Raw genomic sequence first — 23,502 nt, 5'->3', positions numbered from 1 at the left:
GGGAGCCAGGCCGGGGCATGGAAAAGCCGGAACGCGGCCCCATTTAGGTCGCAGTTCCCCGGAGGTTGCCTCCCCATGTTCAGCAAGGATCTCGAGTACAGCATCGGCCAGTGCTACAAGCGCGCCCGCGAGGCGCGCGACGAGTACATGACGGTCGAGCACCTGCTTTTGGCGCTGCTCGACAACCCGTCCGCCGAAGCCGTGCTCAAGGCCACCGGCGCCGACTTCCACCGCCTGCGCAGCGACCTCGAGCAGGCGATCCTGACTTCGGTCTCGAAGCTGCCCGACGACGACGGCCGCGATACCCAGCCCACGCTCGGTTTCCAGCGCGTGCTGCAGCGGGCGGTCTACCACGTCCAGTCCTCGGGCAAGAAGGAGGTCACCGGCGCCAACGTGCTGGTGGCGATCTTCGGCGAGAAGGACTCGCACGCGGTCTACTTCCTCAACCAGCAGGACGTCACCCGGCTGGACGTGGTCAATTACATGTCGCACGGTATCGCCAAGAGCGGCGGCGAGGACCCTGGCCATTCCGGCGAGGATCCGGCTGCCCGCGGCGAGGGTGGCGAAGGCGAGGCCAAGGGCGACGCCCTGGGCGAGTACGCCACCGATCTGAACGCGTTGGCGAACGAAGGCCGCATCGACCCGCTGGTGGGGCGCGCCGAAGAGATCGAGCGCACCATCCAGGTGCTGTGCCGGCGGCGCAAGAACAACCCGCTGTACGTGGGCGAGGCCGGCGTCGGCAAGACCGCGATCGCCGAAGGCCTGGCCCGGCGCATCGTCGACGGCGAGGTCCCGGAGGTGCTGGCCGACGCCACCATCTATTCGCTCGATCTCGGCGCCCTGGTCGCCGGCACCAAGTACCGCGGCGACTTCGAGAAGCGCCTGAAGGCGGTGCTCAGCGCCATCAAGAAGCATCCGGGCGCGATCCTGTTCATCGACGAGATCCATACCATCATCGGCGCCGGTTCGGCGTCGGGCGGCACCATGGATGCCTCGAACCTGATCAAGCCGGCGCTGGCCTCGGGCGACCTGCGCTGCATCGGCTCGACCACGTTCCAGGAATACCGCGGCATCTTCGAGAAGGACCGCGCGCTGGCGCGGCGCTTCCAGAAGATCGACATCGTCGAGCCGACTGTGGGCGAGGCCTACGAGATCCTGCGCGGGCTCAAGGGCAAGTACGAGGAGCACCACGACGTGCTCTACGAGGACGATGCGCTGCGGGCCGCGGTCGACCTGTCGGTCAAGCACATCGGCGACCGGCTGCTGCCGGACAAGGCGATCGACGTGATCGACGAGGCCGGCGCGCGCCAGCGGCTGCTGCCCGACGAGCTGCGCAAGACCCTGATCGACGTCGAGGAGGTCGAGGCGATCGTGGCCAAGATGGCGCGCATCCCGACCAAGCAGGTCAGCGCCTCGGACAAGGACGTGCTCGAGCACCTGGAGCGCAACCTGAAGATGGTCATCTTCGGCCAGGATCCGGCGATCGAGACGCTGACCTCGGCGATCAAGCTCGCGCGTTCCGGCCTTGCCAATCCGGACAAGCCGATCGGCAACTTCCTGTTCGCTGGTCCCACCGGCGTGGGCAAGACCGAGGTCACCAAGCAGCTCGCGCTGCAGCTGGGCATCGAGCTGGTGCGCTTCGACATGTCCGAGTACATGGAGCCGCATTCGGTGTCGCGCCTGATCGGCGCGCCCCCGGGCTACGTGGGCTTCGACCAGGGCGGGCTGCTGACCGAGAAGATCGTCAAGACCCCGCACTGCGTGCTGCTGCTGGACGAGGTGGAGAAGGCGCACCCGGACATCTTCAACATCCTGCTGCAGGTGATGGACCGCGGCGTGCTCACCGACACCAACGGCCGCGAAGCGAACTTCCGCAACGTGATCCTGGTGATGACCACCAACGCCGGTGCGGCGCAGGCGGCGCGGCGCTCGATCGGCTTCACCCGCCAGGACCACAGCACCGATGCGATGGAAGTGATCCGCAAGGGCTTCACGCCGGAGTTCCGCAACCGCCTCGATGCCATCGTGCAGTTCCAGGCGCTGGGCATGGACCACATCCTGCGCGTGGTGGACAAGTTCATGATCGAACTCGAAGCGCAGCTGCACGAGAAGGACGTGAGCCTGTCGGCGACGCCGGCCGCCCGCGACTGGCTGGCGGCGCACGGCTTCGACCCGCTGATGGGTGCGCGGCCGATGGCGCGGGTGATCCAGGACAAGGTCAAGCGCCCGCTGGCCGACGAGCTGCTGTTCGGCAAGCTGGTCAACGGCGGCCGCGTCACCGTGGACGTGCGCGACGACGAACTGGTCGTCGAGGCATTCGCCGAGCCGGAGAAGCTGCTGCCGGCGACCGTCGAGTAAGGTCGCGAGCACGTCGCACACGAAGGGCGGCCAGTGGCCGCCCTTTTTTTGATCAGCGGATGCCTCCAAGCCTGAGCGCGCGCCTCCGGATGGGCCGCAGCGCCCCGGCCGGGGATTCCGCACCGCTCGGGCAGGCGTCCGTGCCCGCACTCGCGGCCGCGGCACATCCCTGTGCCGCTTGCGCAATCCCCGGCCGCGGCGCTGCGGCGCGCGGCGGACGGTCTTCCGTCTTCGGGGCCCCGGGCCGGCACATCAGGAACCATTTCGCCCTCGCCGCGCCAGGTGCGGCGAAGAGACGAAGATGACGAAGCGCCGCGGCTTGTCCGGTTCAACGAGGGCGCGGACACCCGAGTCGGACGAGCCTTCCTGCGCCGGGGGTGGGCCGCGACCAGCGCGCCATGGATGGCGCGCGCCCGAGTCAGGGCAGGATGCCCTGACCGAGGGAGAAGCGGCCCGCCCCCGGCGCAAGAAGGCGTCCATCCGGAGCCGGACAGGCACGACGCCACGTCATCCGCGCAATGCCTTCGTACCGACGCCCGGACGACGTCAGAGGTGTCATCGATACCTCAGGCTTTTTTCCGGGCCTCGATCCACTGGTCCACGCGCCGTTCCAGCAGCTCCATCGGCAGCGCGCCGCCGCCGAGCACCGCGTCGTGGAAGCCGCGGATGTCGAAGCGCTCGCCCAGTTCCGATTCCGCCTTCCGACGCAGTTCCTGGATCCGGATCATGCCGATCTTGTAGGCCGTCGCCTGGCCCGGCCAGGTGATGTAGCGCTGGACCTCGGAGCGGACCGATGCTTCCGGGATCGCGGTGTTGGCCTTGAAGTAGTCCACCGCCTGTTGCTCGGTCCAGCCCTTGGCGTGCAGCCCGGTGTCGACCACCAGCCGCACCGCGCGCCACAGCTCGGAGCTCAGCCGGCCGTACTCGGAGTAGGGGTCCTGGTAGGTGCCCGGCATCTCCTTGGCCAGCCATTCCGAATACAGGCCCCAGCCCTCGGAGTAGGCGGTCGAGCGCGCCTGGGTGCGGAACTCGGGGATCCCGGTCAGCTCCTGCGCGATCGAGATCTGCATGTGATGGCCCGGCAGGCCCTCGTGATAGGCGATGACCTCCAACTCGGGCTTGGGCATCGCGCCCATGTCGGAAAGGTGCGCGTAGTACACGCCCGGGCGGGAACCGTCGGCCGTGCCGGGGAAGTAGTGCTGCGCGGCGCCCGGCTGTTCGCGGAAGGCCTCTACACGCTTGACCACCAGGTCCGCCTTCGGCAGCAGGCCGAAGTACTGCGGCAGCACCTTCTTGATGTTGCCGATCGCGGCCGTGGCCTCGTCGATGTAGGCCTGGCGGCCGGCGTCGGTGTCCGGAAACTTGAACTTCGGGTCGGTCGAGATGTGGGCGAAGAACGCCTGCAGGTCGCCTTCGAAGCCGACCTTGTCCTTCAGCGCTTCCATCTCGCCGTGGATGCGCTTGACCTCGTCCAGCCCGATGCGGTGCACCTGGTCGGCGGTGAGGTCGGTGGTGGTGTGCATGCGCAGCTGGTGCCGGTAGTAGTCGGCGCCATTGGGTTGGGTGCTGCCTACGCCGCTCGGATTCCCGGCCGCGTTGCTTCGATCGGCTTCGGCCCAGGCGATCAGCTCGGCATACGGCGGCTGCACGTGCGCCACCAGCGCGGCGCGGGCCTGCGACTTGAGCTCGTCCGCGCGCGTGGCATCGACCTTGCCGGCCTTGACCAGCGCGTCGGCCTTGGCCTGCAGGTCCGCCCACAGCGCGGAATCCGCGCCCTCGCCGAACGGCGCCCCGCTCACGACCCTGCGCGCCTCGGTCAGCACGCCGTCGTAGGCGAAGCGGGGCATGCGGTAGCCGGCTTCGGCGTTGCGCTTCGCGCGTTCGAGCATCTGACCGAAGGCGCGCGGCACCGCCTCGATGCGCTCGAGGTAGGCGAGATAGTCGGACTCGTCCTCGACCTTGTGGAAGTTGATCAGGAAGGTCGGCAGGAACGACTGCGCGCCCTGCATCTGGTTGAACACGTACACGTTGTCGCGGAAGCGCATGGCATCGCGCGCGTTCTCGTACTGCAGCTTCCACAGGTCGTAGGACAGCTTCGCCTCGTCGTCGAGCGTGGCGTAGTCGAACGTCTTCTCCAGTTCCTCGACGCTGGCCTTGCGCCAGGCCAGCTGTCGTTCCTCGGCCGCCTCGGACATGTCGTCGAGCTGGTCGTACAGCTCCTTGCGGCCGAGGAAGGTCATGGCGATCGGGCTGAAGCGCAACTGCTCCTGGTATTTCGCCGCGAACCAGGCGTCGAGGCGTCGGGCCTGCGACGTGGCGCTATCCGCGGTGGGCGCGAGGGACGGCGCATCCTGCGCCATGGCGCCACCGCCGGCGAGCGCGAGGGCGATGGACAGGACGAGGGTTCGGGCGGCAACGGGAACGCGCATCGGGAATCTCCGGGCTCAGGTGTCCGGAGGATAAGTGCGTGGCGTCGGGGACGCATGTGCAGATCAGCACATGCGGCGGGCCGGGGCGTCGGACGGCATGGCGCCCGCGCGTGGCTCTACTTCATGCGGTAGGTGATGCGACCCTTGGTCAGGTCGTAGGGCGTCATCTCGACCTTGACCTTGTCGCCGGTCAGGATGCGGATGTAGTTCTTGCGCATCCGTCCGGAGATGTGCGCAATGATTTCGTGGCCGTTCTCCAGCTTCACCCGGAACATGGTGTTCGGGAGGGTTTCGGAGATCGTGCCTTCGAATTCGATGACGTCGTCTTTCGCCATGCGTCCTGTTGCCGGTGGAGGAGGGTGCGACGGTCGTGCCGCGATGAAGCGGACCATTCTGCCACGCTGCCCGGGGCGATGCAAAAAACGGGTAGGCCTCGGGGCCAGGTCATTCAGACAGGCACGAGACCGGGCGCATGCCGAACGCCGTGGTCCACGCGCCGGGACCGGCGGGAGCGGCGACCAGCGGCCAGAGTTCCGCGAGGAAGCGCTCGCGCGGCATGCGCTCCGCGCCGAGGCCGATCAGGTGCGCGTTCTCGACCTGCGCATCCACCAGCGGCCATCCGAGTCCATGCAGCCAGCGCGCGAGTGCGGCCAGGGCCGCCTTGGAGCCGCCGGAGGCGTCGCTGAACATGCTTTCGCCGAAGAACATCCGCCCGATGGCGATGCCGTAGATGCCACCGACCAGTGCCGCATCGGGAGCCGGACCGGCGAATACTTCGACGCTGTGCGCATGCCCCAGCTGATGCATGCGCAGGTACGCGGCCTGCATCGCCGGGGTGATCCATGTCCCGGCCTGTCCGCGCCGCGGCGCCGCGGCGCACCGTTCGACCACCCGCGCGAATGCGGTATCGGCGCGCGCCACCCAGGCCGAGGCGCGCAGGGTGCGGCGAAACCGCGAGGACAGGCGGACGCCTTCGGTACGGAACACCAGGCGCGGATCGGGCGACCACCACAGGATCGGCTGGCCTTCCGAGTACCAGGGGAAGATTCCGTGACGATAGGCGTTGAGCAGCCGCGCGGGGGACAGGTCGCCGCCGAGCGCGAGCAGGCCGTCGGGTCGGCGCAGTGCGCTGTCGGCCGCCGGGAACGGGGCGTTCGGGTCTGCATCGAGTCGCGGCACGCGGAGGCTCACCCCCGCATTGTAGGAGCGCCTCCAGGCGCGATGCTCCTTCGGCCTCGCCCCGATTGTAGGAGCGCCTTCAGGCGCGATCCTCCGCGGGCCTCACCCCCAGCATTGTAGGGGCGCCTCCAGGCGCGATGCTCCTTGGGCTGTGCCCACGCTGGCGAAAGAGCGTCGCGCCTGAAGGCGCTCCTACGCGGGGCGGAACGGGGTGCGCTGGTCCAGCCAGCTCTTGTTGCGCTGGACCACTGCGCGCTCCTCGGCGCACCAGGCTGCCAGCGCCTCGCGGAACCGCGGGTCGGCGATCCAGTGACGGCTGCGGACCAGGGTCGGCAGGAAGCCGCGGGCGATCTTGTGCTCGCCCTGGGCGCCGGGCTCGAACCCGCGCAGGCCTTCGCGCAGGCAGTAGTCGATGCCCTGGTAGTAGCAGGTCTCGAAATGCAGCCCGGGCGCGACCACGGCCGCACCCCAGTAGCGCCCGTAGAGCGTGTCCCCGCTGCGCAGGCACAGCGCGCCGGCGATCGCCTCGCCATCGAGTTCGGCCAGGAAGATCACCAGTTGCCGCGGCAGCGCCCGGGCCAGGTGCCGGAAGAACGGCAGCGTCAGCGCCGGCGAGTTGCCGTACTCGGCGAAGGTCTGCAGGTAGAAGCGGTGCATGGTCGCCAGGTCCGCCTCGCTGGCGTCGGCACCATGCACGGTGCGCAGCGCGATGCCCGCGCGCGACACCTTCGCGCGTTCCTGGTGGATGTTCTTGCGGTGCTTGTGGTCCATCGCCGCGAGGTAGTCGTCGAAGGTGCGCCATCCGGCCTCGTTGCGCCAGTGGTACTGCAGGTCGATGCGCGCGAGCCAGTCCTCGCCGAAGGCGTCGTCCTCGTCAGCACGGTGGAAGTTGACGTGTGCCGACGACAGACCCAGCCGCCGGACTTCCGCGACAAGCGCATCGGCAAGCGCGCGGCGCAGCGTCGCATCGGGCGCGAGCAGCCGCGGACCGGTCACCGGCGAATAGGGCGCCGCGCACAGCAGCTTCGGGAAATAGTCGAGCCCGTGCCGCGCGTAAGCGTGCGCCCAGGCGTGGTCGAACACGAACTCGCCGTGCGAATTGGTCTTGATGTACGCCGGCGCCGCGGCCACCAGCGCGTTGCCCTCCCACAGCGTGAGATGGTGCGGCGTCCAGCCCCAGTCCTCGCGCAGGCAGCCGTGGGCTTCCAGGCCGTGCAGGAAGGCGTGCGACACGAAGGGATCGTCGTTGCCGCGCAGCGCATCCCAGTCCCGGGGCGCGACGGTGGCGAGCGTGTCGAGCAGTCGGACGGTGGCCATGGTCGGGACGTCAGGGACGCAGGTGCAGCACGTCGATCGTGGGCGGGTTGAACAGGCGCATCGGCAGGCCGATCTCGCCCACTCCGGCGGTGGTGAACACGCGAACCTCGCCATCCACGCCACGCACCACCTGTTCGCCGCGGTCGAATCCGTGCGCGCTCGGGATCACGCGACGGTACAGCCACGGGATGCGGATCTGGCCGCCGTGGGTATGGCCGGCCAGGAGCAGGGTCGCGTCCGCGCGCGCAAGGCCGGTCGCACTGTCGGGGTTGTGGGCGAGCACCAGCGTCGGCAGGGGCGAAGGCGATACCCGCAGGAATTCCGGATCGTCCTTGCCCGCCCAGCGGTCGCCCAGCCCGGCCCAACGATACCCGCCTGCATCGACGATGCCGCCTTCGATCACCTGCACGCCGTGGTCGCGCAGCGCTTCGCGCAACGCCAGGTCGATGTCCGGGCCCGGCGCCTGCTGGTCGTGGTTGCCGAGCACGGCGTACACCGGCACCCGCAGTCGCGCTAGCGGCGCGAACATCGCCGCGAGGGAGTGTTCCCCCGGCTCGTAGGTGAAGTCGCCGGCGATCGCGACCGCCTGCACCGGAAGCGCATTGATCCTGTCGACCACGCGTTCGAGGAAGGCGCGGTCCTTGTACACGCCCAGGTGGATATCGCTGACCAGCGCGATGTCCGCCTCCAGGCCGGTGCCTTCGAGCGTCGTCTCGTGCACCCGGATGATGCGCGGTTCCACGAACCGCGCCCACGCGAATGCCAGGCTGGGCACCAGCAGCAGGACCACCAGCCAGCGCAGCCGCGGTCGCCGCAGGCGCCACAGCAACCAGGCGATGAACGGAAGCGCGAGCCAGCTGCCGTGGTACAGGCACTGCTTGAGCAGGAGTTTGTCCACGCGCGCGGGCCGATGCGCCGATCAGCCGCCCTTGTCGAGGAAGCGCTCCGCATCCAGCGCGGCCATGCAGCCGAAGCCGGCGGAGGTGATCGCCTGGCGGTAGTGCTGGTCGGCGACGTCGCCGGCCGCGAACACGCCGGGGACCGAAGTTTCGGTCGCGCCACCGCCCAGCCCGGAGCGGATCTCCAGGTAGCCGTTGTTCATCGCCAGCTGGCCTTCGAACAGGGTGGTGTTCGGGGTGTGGCCGATGGCGACGAAGAAGCCGTGCACGTCGATCTCGCGGGTGCTGCCGTCCTGCACCGATTTGAGCCGCATGCCGGTCACGCCCGCCTCGTTGCCCAGCACCTCGTCGACCACGTGGTGCCAGACCGGCTCGATCTTGCCGGCGGCGATCTTCGCGAACAGCTTGTCCTGCATGATCTTCTCCGCGCGCAGGGTGTCGCGGCGATGCACCAGATAGACCTTGCGCGCGATGTTGGACAGGTACAGCGCCTCCTCCACCGCGGTGTTGCCGCCGCCGACCACGGCCACGTCCTGGTCCTTGTAGAAGAAGCCGTCGCAGGTTGCGCAGGCGGAGACGCCGCGGCCCTTGAACGCCTCTTCGGACGGAATCCCGAGGTACTTCGCGGTCGCGCCGGTGGCGATGACGATCGCGTCGGCGGTGTACTCGCCGCTGTCGCCCTTGAGCCGGAACGGGCGCTGCGACAGGTCGGCGGTGTGGATGTGGTCGAACACGACCTCGGTCTCGAAACGCTCGGCGTGCGCCTGCATCCTCGCCATCAGGTCCGGCCCCATCAGCCCGTGCGCGTCGCCCGGCCAGTTGTCGACCTCGGTGGTGGTCATCAGCTGCCCGCCCATCTGCATGCCGGTGATCACCACCGGCTTGAGGTTGGCGCGCGCGGCGTAGACGGCGGCGGTCCAGCCCGCGGGACCGGAACCGAGGATGATCAGGCGGATGTGCCGGGGCGAAGAAGGGGTCATGTATACTCGCGGGTCATGGAGTTGCGGCGTATCGAAGCCCATAGCTTGGCGGCGCGACGGCGGCAACACAAGGCGCGCGCAGGCGTTGCGCGCGCAACGCAGTGTCCACGGCCCGCGATAGCGGGCAGGCGGTTCCGGTCGAACCCGTGCAGGCGCTGCACGGGTTTTTTCATGCGCGGCCGGCGCGACGCCTGAGCCACGAGGAAACCCACGATGCGCATCGGCATACCGAAGGAAACCAAGACCCTCGAAGGGCGCGTCGCGCTGGTGCCGGCCGCGGCCGGCGACCTGGTCCGGCGCGGACACGAGGTGTGGGTCGAGCGCGACGCGGGCGTGCGGTCGGGTTTCGCCGACGCCGAATATGCGCGGCTGGGCGTGCACATCGCCTCCGACGCTGCCGCGCTGTACGAACGCGGCGAACTGATCGTCAAGGTCAAGGAACCGATCGAGGGCGACCTCGCCCTGCTGCGCGAGGACCACCTGCTGTTCTGCTACCTGCACCTGGCGGCGGAACCGGCGCTGACCCGACGCCTGCTCGACATCGGCCTGACCGGGATCGCGTTCGAGACGGTCGAGCTCGACGATGGCGACCTGCCGCTGCTGGCGCCGATGTCGGTGATCGCCGGCAAGATCGCGATCCAGGTCGGCACCCACTACCTGCACCAGCCGCTGGGCGGCAAGGGCAAGCTGCTCGGCGGCCTGCCGTCCACCGCGCGCGGCAAGGTGGTGGTTTTCGGCGCCGGCCAGGCGGGCGGGGCCGCGGCATCGCTGGCCGCCGCCGGTGGCGCCAACGTGGTGGTGTTCGAGAAGCGCATCGACCGCATGGACGAGATGATGCGGCTGGGCCACAACGTCACCGCGCTGTATCCCTACGACGACCTGGTCGCGCGCGAGGTCGCTTCGGCCGACCTCGTGGTCGGCGCGGTGCTGGTCACCGGCGCGGTCGCGCCGCACGTGGTCACCCGCGGCATGATGGAGGCGATGGAGGACGGCAGCGTGCTGGTGGACATCTCCATCGACCAGGGCGGCTGCTTCGAGACCTCGCGCCCGACCACCTGGAAGGAACCGACCTACGTGGAGGAGGGCGTGATCCACTTCTGCGTGACCAACATGCCCGGCGCGGTGCCGCAGACCTCGTCGCAGGCGATCTGCGCGGCGATCCTGCCCTGGGTCGACCGATTGGCCGGCGGCGACTGGCGGGGCAGTGCGCCGCTGGTGCGGGGGATCAACGTGGAGGCCGGCAAGCTCGTGCATCCGGCCCTGCAAGCCATGAAACTTTGACTTAAGATCAAGGTATTGGACCAAACTCCTAAGGTCGTGGATGACGGTGGCACGGGCGATTCCTGAGCGTGGCAAGCGCCAGCGCGCGGTCGAGAGGGAGGCGGCAACGCCCCCCGATCCCCGTCGCCAGCGGCTGCTGCGCGACATCGCGATGATCCTCATCGCGCCGCTGCTGCTGTACCTGCTGGTGTGCCTGGCGACCTATTCGCCGGACGACCCGGGCTGGTCGACCGCCTCGGGCGGCGTCACGGCCCCGCTCAACAACGCCGGCGGGCCGATCGGGGCCTGGATCGCCGACGTGCTGCTGTACCTGACCGGCTTTGTCGCCTACCTGCTGCCGCTGGTGCTGGGCGCGGTGGCGTGGATCGCGCTGTTCGGCATGGATTCGGACGGCGATGGCCGGGTCGACTTCGGACCGGCGCTGCGGCTGGTGGGCATCGTCGGCTTCCTGGTCTCGGCCACCGGCCTGCTGTACCTGCGCATGGGCGCGGTCGAGAACCTGCCCGCCGGGGCGGGCGGCGTGCTCGGGCGGCTGGTCGGCAATTCGCTCGATCGCGGCTTCGGCGCGCTCGGCGGCAATCTGTTCCTGCTCGCGCTGCTGCTGGTGTCGGTGACGCTGGCCACCGGCCTGTCTTGGCTGGCGGTGGCCGACCGCATCGGCGGCTGGGTGCTGCTGCTGCCGGCGCTGCTGCGGCGCGGGCGGCAGCAGGCGGTGGAGCGGATGGAAGCGCGCGAGATGCGCGTGGAGCGCGAGGAGGTCCGCAAGGTAGACCTCGGACTGCGCGCGAAGCGCGAGAAGGTCCGGATCGAACCGCCGCCCGCGCCGGTGGTCGAGAAGAGCGACCGCGCCAAGCGCGAGCAGCAGATCCCGCTGTTCCACGTCGGCGATGGCAGCGGCATCCCGCCGCTGGCGCTGCTCGACGATCCCAAGCCGCAGCCCAAGGGCTACGACGAGAACACGCTGGAAACGCTGTCGCGCCAGATCGAGTTCAAGCTCAAGGACTTCCGCATCGACGCGCAGGTGGTCGGCGCCTATCCGGGTCCGGTGATCACCCGCTTCGAGATCGAGCCGGCGCCGGGCATCAAGGTCAGCCAGATCAGCTCGCTCGACAAGGACATCGCGCGCGGCCTGAGCGTGAAGTCGGTGCGCGTGGTCGACGTGATTCCCGGCAAGTCGGTAGTCGGCCTGGAAACGCCGAACACGCACCGCGAGATGATCTACCTCAGCGAGCTGCTGCGTTCGAAGGAATACGACAAGTCCACCAGCCCGCTCACGCTGGCGCTGGGCAAGGACATCGCCGGTCGCCCGACCGTGGCGGATCTTGCGCGCATGCCGCACCTGCTGGTCGCCGGCACCACAGGCTCGGGCAAGTCGGTGGCGGTCAACGCGATGGTGCTGTCGCTGCTGTACAAGGCCTCCGCGAAGGAACTGCGGATGCTGATGATCGACCCGAAGATGCTCGAACTCAGCGTCTACCAGGGCATCCCGCACCTGCTGGCGCCGGTGGTCACCGACATGAAGGAGGCCGGCAACGGCCTGCGCTGGTGCGTGGCGGAGATGGAGCGCCGCTACAAGCTGATGAGCGCGGTGGGCGTGCGCAACCTGGCCGGCTTCAACAAGAAGGTGCGCGACGCGCAGGACGCCGGCCAGCCGCTGCTCGACCCGCTGTTCCGCGCCAACCCGGAGTCGGACGAGGTCGCGCAGCCGCTGGAGACCTTGCCGTTCATCGTGATCTTCATCGACGAATTCGCCGACATGATGATGATCGTCGGCAAGAAGGTCGAGGAGCTCATCGCGCGACTGGCGCAGAAGGCGCGCGCCGCCGGCATCCACCTGATCCTGGCCACGCAGCGTCCCTCCGTGGACGTGATCACCGGCCTGATCAAGGCCAACATCCCCACCCGCATCGCGTTCCAGGTGTCGAGCAAGATCGATTCGCGCACCATCCTCGACCAGTCCGGCGCGGAAACCCTGCTCGGCCACGGCGACATGCTCTACCTGCCGCCCGGCACCGCGCTGCCCGAACGCGTGCATGGCGCCTTCGTCTCCGACGAGGAAGTGCATCGCGTGGTCGAGCACCTCAAGCAGGGCAGCGGCGGCCCGGACTACATCGAGGGCGTGCTGGACGAGTCGCAGACGATGTACGACGGCAGCAGCGTCGGCGCGACCGGCCTGCCCGAGGCCAGCGCCGCATCGGGCGACGAATCCGATCCGCTCTACGACGAGGCGGTGAAGATCGTCACCGAAACCCGCCGCGCCTCGATCTCCGGCGTGCAGCGCCGGCTCAAGATCGGCTATAACCGTGCCGCGCGCCTGGTCGAGGCGATGGAAGCCGCCGGCGTGGTCTCCGCCCCCGAGCACAACGGCGACCGCAGCGTGCTGGCACCGCCGCCGCCGAAGTAGACCCGCCGAACTAGGCCCGCCAGAGCGCGCCGGGCGTTCGGAGCGGCGCTTGCTTTTTCTTCTCCCGTTCACGGGACGACGTGCCCACCGGGGTAGAAGGTGTCGAGGCGGATGAGGGCGCGCCGCAGGCGCGTGCGATCAGCGCAGTCACCGGCAAACGCGGGCGAGGGGGCAAGCACGCCGCTGCGTCGGCAACCCGCCGCCAGCCGGAACCCCGGATGAACGCTTCCGCGCCATCGATCGAGGCCCGCCCTCCCGCGTCCACCCCCCGCCCCCCTTTGCGTTTGAACAGGGGCAGGGATGGCACGAGCGCGTTCAGCTTGTTCTGCGCAGACTGGCCGCCACCTCTCTCCACCAGGAAGCCTTCCATGATCCGCAGTTGTCGCTGGTTGCTCGTCTCCGTCGCCCTGCTGGCCGGCCTTGCGCATGCCGGCGCGCGCGAACGGCTCGACGGCTTCACCAAGGGCCTGAAGGGTCTCGACGGGCAGTTCGTGCAGCAGGTGTTCGACGACAACGGCCGCGTGCGCGAATCGTCCAGCGGTCGCGTGGCGCTGGCCGCGCCGCGCCTGTTCCGCTGGGAATACGAGAAGCCCTATCCGCAGCTGATCGTGGCCGACGGCGAGACCGTCTGGGTGCACGATCCCGACCTCGACCAGGTCAGCCGCCGCCCGCAGGGCGGCGCCGAGCAGGACAGCCCGCTCGCCGCGCTGATCGACCCGGCCCGCCTCGACCGCGATTTCCTGGTCGAGGACGCCGGCGAAGCAGACGGCCTGCAGTGGCTGCTGCTCAAGCCGAAGCAGGGCGGCGACGAGGCCGCCTTCCAGTCGGCCAGGCTCGGCCTCTCGGGCGAGGGCCTGGCGCGGATGGAAATCGTGGATGCGCTCGGCCAACGCACCGAAATCAGGTTCAGCGGCTGGAAGCGCAATCCTTCCTTCAACCGCGACACCTTCACATTCACGCCGCCCGCGGGCGTCGACGTGGTCGGCGAAGGCTGACCCGTCCGACGCCACGGCGACGACACGGGGAAAAACGCATGCATGGGCAACCGCAACCGATGACACGACGCAGGCGCAGCACCCGGGTGCTGCTGCTGGCGGCGTGCCTGGCGACGGTGCCGGTGCTGGCGCAATCCGCGCCGATCGCCACGCCGCCCACCGTGCAGCCTACGGTCCCTGCACCGCAGCGCCTGGCGACCAGCGGCGACGAAGCCCTCGACAACGCCGTGGCCGCGGTCGTGGTCGCGGCGCTGGCCGAGCAGATGAACACGCCCTCGATCGCGGTGGCGATCGAATCGTTCGACGTCGTCATCGCCAGCGTGCGCGACCGCACCGTGAGCGGGCAGGGACGCATGCGCCTGGGCGACGATGCCGAGTGGATCGGCTTCCGCTTCACCACGCTCTACGACACCACCTTCGCCAGCGCCGGCTATCCCCGAATCATGATCGGCGGCGTCTCCGCCGGCGAGCGCGAAGTACCGAACGATTCGGCGCTGGTGCGCCAGCTCGAGGAGCGCGTGGCGGTGGAACTCGACCGCCAGTTCGGCGACACCGGGGCGCGCCTGCAGCTCGACGACATCAGCACCGTCGAAGGCGGCCGCAGGCTGCTGCGGATCAACGCCGCGGGCATCGCCGACTTCGGTCGCAATGGCAATACGCCGGTGCGGATCGAGGCGCTGTACGACCAGGTCGCCAACGCCTGGCAGCGCGTGAACTACGAACTCGGGGCCGTCGGCGCGCGCTAGGGGTTCGCCGGGACCACACCTCGCGCGGTCAAGATCACTCCCTTGCCCAGCGGTCTCTAGAAGCTGGTTCACGGCCGCTGCCCCCCGGGCCAGGCGGGGGGCTGCTCCCCGGGGGCGACCCCATCACGCACACGCGCCTTCTCACAGCCTGCGACCCCGCCTTGGTATCGTGGCGGCCCGCTTTCCGCCCGTTCCCACCCGTGCCCCGCGCCAGACCCTCCGCTCCCCCGGATGAACGCGGCGACCTGCTGACGGTCGACCGCACCGCGCTGCGCCCGCTGGCCGAGCGCATGCGCCCGCGCACGCTCGAGGAGATGGTGGGGCAGCGACGGCTGGTGTCGCCGGACTCCGCGCTGCGCCAGGCGATCGAGGCCGGCAGCGTGCATTCGATGGTGCTGTGGGGCCCGCCCGGCTGCGGCAAGACCACGCTGGCGCTGCTGCTGGCGCGTTACGCGGATGCCGAGTTCCGCTCGGTCTCGGCGGTGCTGTCCGGCCTGCCGGAAGTACGCCAGGTGCTGGCCGAGGCCGCGCACCGGTTCGCCGAAGGACGCCGTACCGTGCTGTTCGTCGATGAGGTGCACCGTTTCAACAAGGCGCAGCAGGATGCGTTCCTGCCGCACATCGAGCGCGGCACGATCGTCTTCGTCGGCGCCACCACCGAGAACCCCTCGTTCGAACTCAATTCCGCGTTGCTCTCGCGCTGCCGCGTGCACGTGATGGAGGCGGTGTCGGCCGACGACATCGAACTGGCGCTGCAACAGGCGCTCGAAGACGGCGACCGCGGCCTTGGCGCCCGTGGCCTGCGGATCGAACAGGCCCAGCTGCACCTCATCGCGGTGGCCGCCGACGGCGACGTGCGCCGCGGCCTGACCCTGCTGGAAATCGCCGCCGAACTGGCGGGCGAGGGCGGCACCGTCACCGACGCCGTGCTCGAGCAGGTGCTGGCCGACCGCACCCGCCGCTTCGACAAGGGCGGCGAACAGTTCTACGACCAGATCTCGGCCCTGCACAAATCGGTGCGCAGCTCCAACCCCGACGCCGCGCTGTACTGGTTCGCGCGCATGCTCGATGGCGGCTGCGACCCGATCTACCTCGCGCGCCGGATGACGCGCATGGCGGTGGAAGACATCGGCCTGGCCGACCCGCGCGCGCTGCAGATGTCGATCGACGCCTGGGACACCTACGAGCGTCTCGGCAGCCCCGAAGGCGACCTCGCCCTGGCGCAACTGGTGATCTACCTGGCCAGCACCGCCAAGTCCAACGCTGCCTACCGCGCCTTCGGCGCCGCCAAACGCGATGTCGGCGAATACGGCACCCAGGACGTGCCGATGCACCTGCGCAATGCCCCGACGAAACTGATGAAGGAACTCGGCTACGCCAAGGGCTACCAGTACGACCACGACAGCGAAGGCGGCGTGGCCCTGGACCAGACCGGCTTCCCCGATGCCATGGGCGAGCGGGTGTACTACCAGCCGGTAGCGCGCGGGATGGAGCTCAAGCTCAAGGAAAAGCTCGACGCCCTGCGTCGCGCGCGCGCGGACAGGCGCGAACCTCGAACCGACGACAGCTAGTCCGTCGCCGTGCCGCCAGGCCATTCCTGCTCCCCGCTTGCGTGAGGGCGCTGGGGTGGGGCCCGCATCCGGGCGTATTGCGCCTCACCACCTGCCGCACGTCATGGCCATCCAGCCCGTAGCGCACGATGCCGCTGCCCGGCGCGGCCCAGCGATGCGACCCGTGCCCAGTCACCTGCCACGCCAGCACCCCGACAGGACGCTGCGCTCAAGCAGCCCATCGGCATCCGCTTGTGCCGCTGCCGAAGGTTCGTCGCGATGCGAGAGATGCCTGACCCGGTAGGCGACATCAGCCCGGGTAGTTGATTCCCTCCCAATCAATGCCGCCACTCCGTGCCACCCGAAGGCCACATTCATCTTGCGGCTAGGAATCATTATCATTAACATTCGCAGCTCCCATGGTTACTGGCGCAGTGATGACCCGTCGTTCGCACCTCACCCTTTCCATCGTTGCGGCACTGGTGTTAGCGCCGTTCGGCGTGGCTGCCCAGCAACGGGACGCGCCTGGCGCCGCGTCGAGCACGGAGGCTCCCTCCGAGGACTCGGATGCCACCGACCTGGATGCCGTGCGCGTCGTGGGACGGGCGCAACGGTTGTATAGGGTCGAGGACAGCAGCCTGGCGACCCGTACCGATACCCCGCTGGAACTGGTGCCGCAGTCGGTGCAGGTGATCAACCGCGACCTGATCGACGACCAGGGCGCGCACCAGGTGACCGACCTCTACCGCAACATCAGCGGCATCAGCTTCTTCAGCTACGCCGGCGTGGTCCTGCGCGGCTTCCGTCAGGAGAACGTGCTGTACGACGGCCTGCGCGGCGACCCCTACGCGGGCTTCTCGGTGCCGCAGCTGTTCAACATCGAGCGCGTCGAGGTGCTCAAGGGGCCGGCCGGTGCGGCGTACGGCTCCGGCGATCCTGGCGGCGTCATCAACTACGCCACCAGGAAACCGACCGCGCTGCCCGAGCGCCAGCTGCGCCTGGAGGCCGGCAATTTCGATTACGGCGCAGCCTCGCTCGAGGCCTCCGGTCCGCTGGATGCAGCGGGGCGGGTGCGCTATCGCGTCGGCGTGCACGTCGACCACGAGCAGGGTTTCCGCAACAACACCTCGCAGGACAGCCTGATCGGCGACGTCGGTTTCGCCTTCGATGTCGGCGACACTGGTGAACTGCTGCTGCAGTACACCGACCTGCAGCAGGACCTCGACGCCAACCGGCTGCGCGGCGTGCCGGCCAGCGACGACGGCGTGTTCCTGACCGACCGCGAGTGGAACACCAACGAGCCCACCGACTACCTCGAACTCGACGCCCGCATCGGCCTGGCCCGCTACACCGCGGCACCGACCGATGCCCTGGATGTCAGCCTCGCCGTGCGCTGGTTCGAGAACGCCGAGCGCCAGCAGTACCACGAGTCGCGCGGCATCGCCGCCGACGGGCGCACGGTGTGGCGCGAGTTCCGCGACCAGGCACGCGACGTGGAAGGACTGGCGACCGCAGGCCACGCCGCCCTCGACATCACCACCGGCAGCATCGCCCACACCCTGCTGTTCGGCGGCGAGATGTCGCAACTCGACGCCTACTTCATCGGCCGCACCGCCGGGGGCGTGGAGCGCGGCGGCCCGGTGCCGGGGCTGGACCTGTTCGACCCGGTGTACGGGCTCAGCGGCGGCGCCGATTACGGACTCGACACGCTGCCGTTCCGACCCGCCACCCGCACCCGCAGCCGCCAGGATGGCCTCTACCTGCAGGACCAGATGGACCTGGGCCGCTGGCATCTGCTCGCCGGCCTGCGCTGGGACCGTTTCGAAGACAAGGATCGCGTCGCCGGGACCGCCATCGACGGCAACGACCTGACGTGGCGCATGGGCACCACGTTCGAGGCGACCGACGCGGTCAACCTCTACGCCAGCATGGCGACCGGCTTCTCGCCGCAGTCGGCCGGGAGCCAGAACCCGCTGGCCGGCGGGCCGTTCGATCCCGAGCGCAGCCGCCAGTGGGAACTGGGCGCCAAGTCGAGCCTCGCCGGCGGGCGCATCACGCTCAACGCCGCGGTGTACCGGATCGAGCGCAGCAACGTGGTACAGGGCACCGGCGAGGACGCAGGCAACGACGGCGTCGACGACCTGGCCGCGCTCGGCCTGGTGCGCAGCGACGGCTTCGAGCTCGACCTGCTGGCCGATCTCACCGAGCGCTGGGTGCTCAACCTGGCCTACGGCTACAACGACGCGCGCGTGCTCGAGGGCGACCCGGCCGCCGCCGGCAACACCACCGGCGACAGCGACCGCTTCGCCAACGCGCCGCGGCACAAGCTCGGCCTCTGGACCCGCTACGACCTGCCGGCCATCGCCTCGTCGATCGCCCTCGGTGTCGACCATGTCGGCGACCGCGTCTCGCTCGAGGGCCAGGCGGTCAAGGCCTACACCATCTTCGATGCCAGCTGGCAGACGCAGTGGCGCGACTGGACCTTCCAGGCCAACGTCAAGAACCTGTTCGACAAGGTCTACGCGGCCAGCGGCTTCATCGAACGCACCGGCCATTTCCCCGGCGAGCCGCGGCGGCTGTACCTGCAGGCGCGCTACCGCTTCTGACCCACGGGCCCAACGAGCCAGCGAATGCCACCGGCCCTGTCATCCGCAGACGCCGCCGCCGTGCCCGGGAAGGGCAGGCGGCGCGTGTGGTTCGACCTGCACAGCTGGGTCGGCCTGAAGCTGTGCGTGCTGATGGCCTTCGTCTGCCTCACCGGGACCCTGGCGGTGTTCTCGCACGAGATCGACTGGGCGTTGCATCCGCAGATGCGCGTCTCGCCCGGGCCGCAGCACGCCAGCTTGGGCACGATGGTCGGTGCGGTGCAGCGCGCCTACCCCGCCTGGACGCTCAATGGCCTGTCCGCGCCCAAGGGTCCGCGTTCGGCGGCGATGGCCAGCATGGAGACCGACGATGGCCGGTTGCGCTTCGTCTGGGTCGATCCCTATCGCGGCACGGTGACCGGGGACACACACTGGTTCAACGCCCAGCGCTTCCTGCGCAACACCCATCGCCACCTGATGATGCCGGTGAAGTTCGGCGTGCCGATCGTGTCCGCGCTGTCCGTCGCGTTGCTGGTGACGCTGGTGACCAGTCTGGTGATCTACAGGAAATGGTGGCGCGGTTTCTTCTCGTTGCCCCGCCCGGAACGTCAGCGCCGCTTCTGGGGCGACGTGCACCGGCTGGCCGGCGTGTGGAGCCTGTGGTTCATCGCGCTGATCGCCGCCACCGGCGGCTGGTACCTGGTCGAATCGCTCGGCGGCGGCGCCGGCGGACAACCGGACGTGCTGCCGAAGGAACTGACGGACCCGGGAGCGACAGTGACGCAGCCCATCACACCCACCGCGATCGACCGCGCCATCGCGCAGGCGCACGACGAGTGGCCGGGCCTGCAGGTGCGCCGGCTGGCGCTCTCCGACCGCGGCCTGGTGATCGAAGGCCAGGCCGAGGCATGGCTGGTGCGTGACCGCGCCAATGCGCTCGGCTTCGACCCGACCGGCAGCACCCTCATCGGCCGCCGCATCGCCGGCGAACTCGACGTACACCACCGCATTTCGGAAATGGCCGATCCGCTGCACTTCGGCACGTTTGGTGGCCTCGTCACGCAAGTGATCTGGTTCGTGTTCGGGCTGCTGCTGACCGCGCTCAGCCTGACCGGCGCGTACCTCTATGGCCTGCGCGTGGCGGACGTACTTCGCGCCGCGGCACGACGGTCCGCAAAGTCGAGAGCCGTCGCATGACCACGCCGCGCGACGCATGGAAGGCTGCCTGGCGGGGCATGGGCGCATGGCGCTGGCTGTGCCTGGCGCTGATCCTCATCGCGTTCGTACTGCTGCCGCAGGAATTTCTGCGATAGCGGCGGCGCTCCTCGCCACGGCCGGTGAGCTTCGCCGTCCTGTGTGCGGATCGGGGAGGGCGGATATAGTTGCGATGGTCAACCATGTGCTGCGGGTTGCAGTGCAGACCCAGTGATCCGGAATGAACGTCCCATCGGCTGCCACGATTTAACGATCCATCCACGTACTCCAACCCCAGCTGAAGCCGGCTCGGGGCGCCGACGAAAACGCGGCTATATTCCAGTTCCCCAGACGAAGGAGGATTGGAATGTTTCTGACCAGACAACATGTGGCGATCGTGCGTACGCTCGGCGTGGCGATCGTCGCCACCGTGGGTCTTTCCGCCTGTGCCACCTACGATGACGAGTTCGCGGGCATCAACTCACGCCTCGATACACTCGACACGCGGGTGCAGAGTGCGGCCCAGAGCGCAGAATCAGCCAATCAGTCCGCACAGCAGGCCAACCAGCGCCTGGACCAGATGGAAAGCCGCGTCCAGCAGCTCGAAACGGCCCCGCGCCGCGTACCGCGCGGCTGATCGCGCTTGCACGGTTCGCGACCGAGGACCTGAAACCGGGACCCGGTGGCCTTGCTGGCCACCGGGATCCCGGGTCCGCAACCGGTCTTCGCTTCATCAGTCTTCGTTCCAAGGAACCTTCCCATCCGTACCTGCACACACCCTGCGATCCGCGCCGTCTGTGGCGCGCTGGCGCTGGCGCTGGCGTTCGCGAGCCTCGGCGTGGCCAGCGCCAAGGACGCGGTCGCGCAACCGGCCGCCTCCGCCGACCAGCTTCCGCGAGGCCAGGAGGTCTCCGACACGGTGATCGAGCTGGCGGGCTGGGTGGTCGCCGCCAGGGACAACCAGGGCTATCCGTTCGCGGTCATCGACAAGGCCGCCGCACAGATCCTGGTGTTCGGCGGCAACGGCCGGCTTCGTGGCGCGGCACCCGGGCTGTTCGGTTCGGCGATCGGCGATCAGACCGCGCCCGGCATCGCCGGCCTCGCGCTTCGCGAGATTCCGGGCCGGGATCGCACCACGCCCGCGGGTCGCTTCGTGGGCGGTTACGGCCCGTCGATCGACGCCGGGCGCGTGCTGTGGGTGGACTACGATTCCGCGGTCTCCATCCACCCGACCGCAAGTGGCGTCCCGGCCGAGAAGCGCGCCGAACGCCTCGCCTCGCCTTCGCCAGACGACAACCGCGTCACCCACGGCTGCATCAACGTCTCGCCCGAGTTCTACGAGCGGGTCGTCCGACCGACGTTCGAGCGGGGCGGGGTGTTCTACATCCTGCCGGATGAGGCGCCGATCGCGGAGACCTTCCCCGAGTTCGCGCAAGGTCACGCGACTGCGCAACGCAACGACGGAAAACGCGCACGGTCCGCCCGCCGCTGAAAGGCGCATCGGCGCGTCGCCATGGTGGGCGAGGCCCCGACGCCCTCCATCCCCTGGTTGCGGCCGGCCACCTTCAGCAGCGCATAGCCATCCAGCGCGCAGCGCATGATGTCGCTGCCCAGCGCGGTCTCGCTGTCCACCGCGCGTTCGGCCAGGCGCTGCAGCCGCTGCAGGCGCGGGCGCAACGCATCGAGGGTGGCGAGGTCCGCCTGCGCGGCGGCCAGTTGCAGGCTCGGCGGCACCACCTGCGGGTTCTGCGCCAGCGCGCTCAGCGTTTGCCGGCAGAACGATTCGGACTTGTCGCCCATCCGCATCAGCTTGCGCCGCTGCTGCACGCTCATCGCGATCAGGCCCGACAGCTGGGTTTCCAGCTCGAACAGGGCATTGTCCACCGCCGACAACTGGGCCTCGGACAGGGTGAGGTCGATCAGATCCTGGCTCACTGCATTCTCCTTTGCATTCCATGTGGGATGCCGGGGCCGGCACGCCCTGCGTGCCTGCAAGCCCAACGGCACCGCCCCGCCGCTTCCCTGTGGCGTGAACGATCTGCGCGCCGGCAGGGCCGGCGGCGGGTGCGAGATGAGTCTCCCCAGAGAATGGGCGGCGGTGGTGGGGGATGCGGGGAGACCTGCTGGCGTGCCCTGCATAACGGCGGTACCTAGGCGCTATTTCGTATTGCCCCCGCTTTGCGCGACAATCTGGCCAGAAAAACCCCGGATGTGGGGTCTACTTGGTGTTAGGCAAATGAGGGGGTTGCGATGAGCACTTTAGAAGAGCGGGTCACTGAAGTTGAACGCCGACTCGCCTTGCTAGAGGCGAATAGCGGCGCACAGCAATTTGCAAACAGCATGATTCCAACTTCTACGGATACACCCAAAGACTCGCTAGTGGCGTTATCTATCTCCAAAAAGAGATTTGATCGTGGTGATTACGAGGAGCATATCTGGTTTGATTGCCTCTACACGCTATCGCAAAACTCGAAGCCGACACGAGCGGTAAAGGGATCTATCGAATTTTGCGATTTGTTTGGAGACGTTAAATTCCGCCTCCAAGTCACAATCAACGACCCCATGACTCCCGGGAGGCCTCTTCCCAACCCAGGAATTGGATTCACCTTCAATCAGTTCATCCCAGAGCATCAATGGATGCTTGCAACAGATCTTTCGAACATGAAGTGCAACTTCGTCGCTTCAAATGCGATATACAACGATGGGACATCCGAGGCATTTGCCTAACAATTCGTTCAGGCCGGTGCCGCTTCGCGGCACGGCTTAACTCAAGCGTTAGGCGGCTACGGATTGAGTCTCATACGGTGAGAATATTTGGTCTTAGCCTACTTCTACCAATCAGGAAAGGGGGCACACATGAAGATCAACCTCGCGCATTTGAGAGAACGCGCTGTATCGGGTGGATGGGTCAACTTTGCGGTGTTTGATGCGCGCTCCACTAGCGGCACAGATTCTGGGAACTCGGACTTGCTTGCTCAATTGACGGCCAAGGCGCGCGCGAGCGGGCTCAAAGTCGATCAATCTGCCTTGGCTTTTACCAAAAATGGCAGGATCCACTTCTACGGGTCAAAGAACCTCGTTAGCTATTTATCAAATGGTTGGTCGCCTCAGTGGACTCGACGTCCCCCCGCTTTCAGTAGCGGTCTGATCTGGAGTCCGGGTTCACTGTAGCGGATTCAGCTAGCTGCTTGGCATAGGCGGCTGGCGTCAGGCCACCAAGTGCTTTCTTGGGTCGTTCTTCGCAGTACTCGCGGCGCCAGGTTTCGATCACCGTGCGTGCGTGGAGCAGGCTGGTGAACAGGTGCTCGTTGAGGCATTCGTCGCGCAGCCGGCCGTTGAACGATTCGACATAGGCGTTCTGGTTCGGCTTGCCCGGCTCGATCAAGCGGAGCTGGATCCCGCGCTCGTGCGCCCAGGCGACCATCGCCTTGCCGCAGAATTCCTTGCCGTTATCGGTCCGGATCACCTTCGGAAGACCCCGGCTGAGCGTAAGCCGATCCAGTACACGGCTGACGCCGTTTCCACAGATCGCCCGCTCGACCTCGATCGCCACCGGTTCGTGCGTGGCATCGTCCACGATCACCA

The 23,502-nt window shown here is 68.3% G+C and carries 19 protein-coding genes; 11 read left to right on the top strand and 8 right to left on the bottom strand.

The genetic code is table 11. The features are described from left to right. The first annotated feature begins 75 nt into the window (after window positions 1-75). Complete coding sequence (gene clpA / locus JMO03_RS06885; protein WP_202841874.1) at window positions 76-2,358, top strand: ATP-dependent Clp protease ATP-binding subunit ClpA; 2,283 nt, start codon at window positions 76-78, stop codon at window positions 2,356-2,358. A gap of 566 nt (window positions 2,359-2,924) precedes the next feature. Here clpA and JMO03_RS06880 read toward each other — a convergent pair. The 6 genes from JMO03_RS06880 to trxB all read right to left on the bottom strand — a co-directional run bounded on the left by JMO03_RS06880 (window position 2,925) and on the right by trxB (window position 9,162). Next, complete coding sequence (locus JMO03_RS06880; protein WP_202841872.1) at window positions 2,925-4,787, bottom strand: DUF885 domain-containing protein; 1,863 nt, start codon at window positions 4,785-4,787, stop codon at window positions 2,925-2,927. Window positions 4,788-4,903: 116 nt separating this feature from the next. Beyond that, window positions 4,904-5,122, bottom strand: coding sequence for a translation initiation factor IF-1 (gene infA / locus JMO03_RS06875; protein WP_112926214.1), 219 nt, complete (start codon window positions 5,120-5,122; stop codon window positions 4,904-4,906). A 109-nt stretch (window positions 5,123-5,231) separates the two neighbouring features. Next, complete coding sequence (gene aat / locus JMO03_RS06870; RefSeq protein ID WP_202841870.1) at window positions 5,232-5,978, bottom strand: leucyl/phenylalanyl-tRNA--protein transferase; 747 nt, start codon at window positions 5,976-5,978, stop codon at window positions 5,232-5,234. Between the two features lie 180 nt (window positions 5,979-6,158). Then, window positions 6,159-7,283 (bottom strand): GNAT family N-acetyltransferase, encoded by a 1,125-nt coding sequence (locus JMO03_RS06865; protein ID WP_202841868.1) that lies wholly within the window; start codon window positions 7,281-7,283, stop codon window positions 6,159-6,161. 10 nt (window positions 7,284-7,293) lie between these two features. After that, a complete protein-coding gene (locus tag JMO03_RS06860) occupies window positions 7,294-8,181 on the bottom strand; it encodes a metallophosphoesterase (protein ID WP_202841866.1) in 888 nt (295 codons plus the stop codon). A 21-nt stretch (window positions 8,182-8,202) separates the two neighbouring features. Beyond that, on the bottom strand, window positions 8,203-9,162 hold the full coding sequence (trxB, locus tag JMO03_RS06855) for a thioredoxin-disulfide reductase (protein ID WP_202841864.1): 960 nt from the start codon (window positions 9,160-9,162) through the stop codon (window positions 8,203-8,205). 213 nt (window positions 9,163-9,375) lie between these two features. Between trxB and JMO03_RS06850 the strand changes: the two genes are divergently transcribed. From JMO03_RS06850 to JMO03_RS06810, 9 genes are all read left to right on the top strand, one after another. After that, window positions 9,376-10,443, top strand: coding sequence for an alanine dehydrogenase (locus tag JMO03_RS06850; protein WP_202841862.1), 1,068 nt, complete (start codon window positions 9,376-9,378; stop codon window positions 10,441-10,443). 46 nt (window positions 10,444-10,489) lie between these two features. Next, complete coding sequence (locus JMO03_RS06845; protein ID WP_202842192.1) at window positions 10,490-12,847, top strand: DNA translocase FtsK 4TM domain-containing protein; 2,358 nt, start codon at window positions 10,490-10,492, stop codon at window positions 12,845-12,847. A 368-nt stretch (window positions 12,848-13,215) separates the two neighbouring features. Next, window positions 13,216-13,842, top strand: coding sequence for an outer membrane lipoprotein periplasmic chaperone LolA (gene lolA / locus JMO03_RS06840; protein WP_202841860.1), 627 nt, complete (start codon window positions 13,216-13,218; stop codon window positions 13,840-13,842). Window positions 13,843-13,901: 59 nt separating this feature from the next. Then, window positions 13,902-14,588 (top strand): hypothetical protein, encoded by a 687-nt coding sequence (locus JMO03_RS06835; protein ID WP_202841859.1) that lies wholly within the window; start codon window positions 13,902-13,904, stop codon window positions 14,586-14,588. Between the two features lie 200 nt (window positions 14,589-14,788). Beyond that, a complete protein-coding gene (locus JMO03_RS06830; protein ID WP_337926376.1) occupies window positions 14,789-16,159 on the top strand; it encodes a replication-associated recombination protein A in 1,371 nt (456 codons plus the stop codon). 416 nt (window positions 16,160-16,575) lie between these two features. Further along, window positions 16,576-18,744, top strand: a complete 2,169-nt coding sequence (locus JMO03_RS06825; protein ID WP_202841857.1) for a TonB-dependent siderophore receptor — start codon at window positions 16,576-16,578, stop codon at window positions 18,742-18,744. A gap of 24 nt (window positions 18,745-18,768) precedes the next feature. Then, a complete protein-coding gene (locus tag JMO03_RS06820; RefSeq protein WP_202841855.1) occupies window positions 18,769-19,920 on the top strand; it encodes a PepSY-associated TM helix domain-containing protein in 1,152 nt (383 codons plus the stop codon). Window positions 19,921-20,284: 364 nt separating this feature from the next. Then, on the top strand, window positions 20,285-20,554 hold the full coding sequence (locus JMO03_RS06815; protein WP_202841853.1) for a hypothetical protein: 270 nt from the start codon (window positions 20,285-20,287) through the stop codon (window positions 20,552-20,554). A gap of 174 nt (window positions 20,555-20,728) precedes the next feature. Continuing rightward, complete coding sequence (locus tag JMO03_RS06810) at window positions 20,729-21,409, top strand: L,D-transpeptidase (RefSeq protein ID WP_202842190.1); 681 nt, start codon at window positions 20,729-20,731, stop codon at window positions 21,407-21,409. On the opposite strand, the gene JMO03_RS06805 is transcribed toward JMO03_RS06810, so the two are convergent. Beyond that, window positions 21,355-21,852: a hypothetical protein gene (locus JMO03_RS06805; protein WP_202841851.1), complete on the bottom strand. Its 498-nt coding sequence runs from the start codon at window positions 21,850-21,852 to the stop codon at window positions 21,355-21,357. The genes JMO03_RS06810 and JMO03_RS06805 overlap by 55 nt on opposite strands. A gap of 315 nt (window positions 21,853-22,167) precedes the next feature. Here JMO03_RS06805 and JMO03_RS06800 point away from each other — a divergent pair, with 315 nt between their 5' ends. After that, entirely contained in the window at window positions 22,168-22,644 is a 477-nt protein-coding gene (locus JMO03_RS06800) for a hypothetical protein (protein WP_202841849.1), read from the top strand. Window positions 22,645-23,050: 406 nt separating this feature from the next. Here the strand turns inward: JMO03_RS06800 and JMO03_RS06795 are convergent. After that, window positions 23,051-23,502 (bottom strand): integrase core domain-containing protein (locus JMO03_RS06795; protein ID WP_202841847.1); only part of this gene is annotated, 452 nt, incomplete at its 5' end.

Source organism: Luteimonas saliphila (genome assembly GCF_016774335.1).
GTDB classification, from domain to species: domain Bacteria; phylum Pseudomonadota; class Gammaproteobacteria; order Xanthomonadales; family Xanthomonadaceae; genus Luteimonas; species Luteimonas saliphila.
Note: the sequence above shows the minus strand (reverse complement) of the source record. Positions and strands in the feature narration are given on the sequence as shown.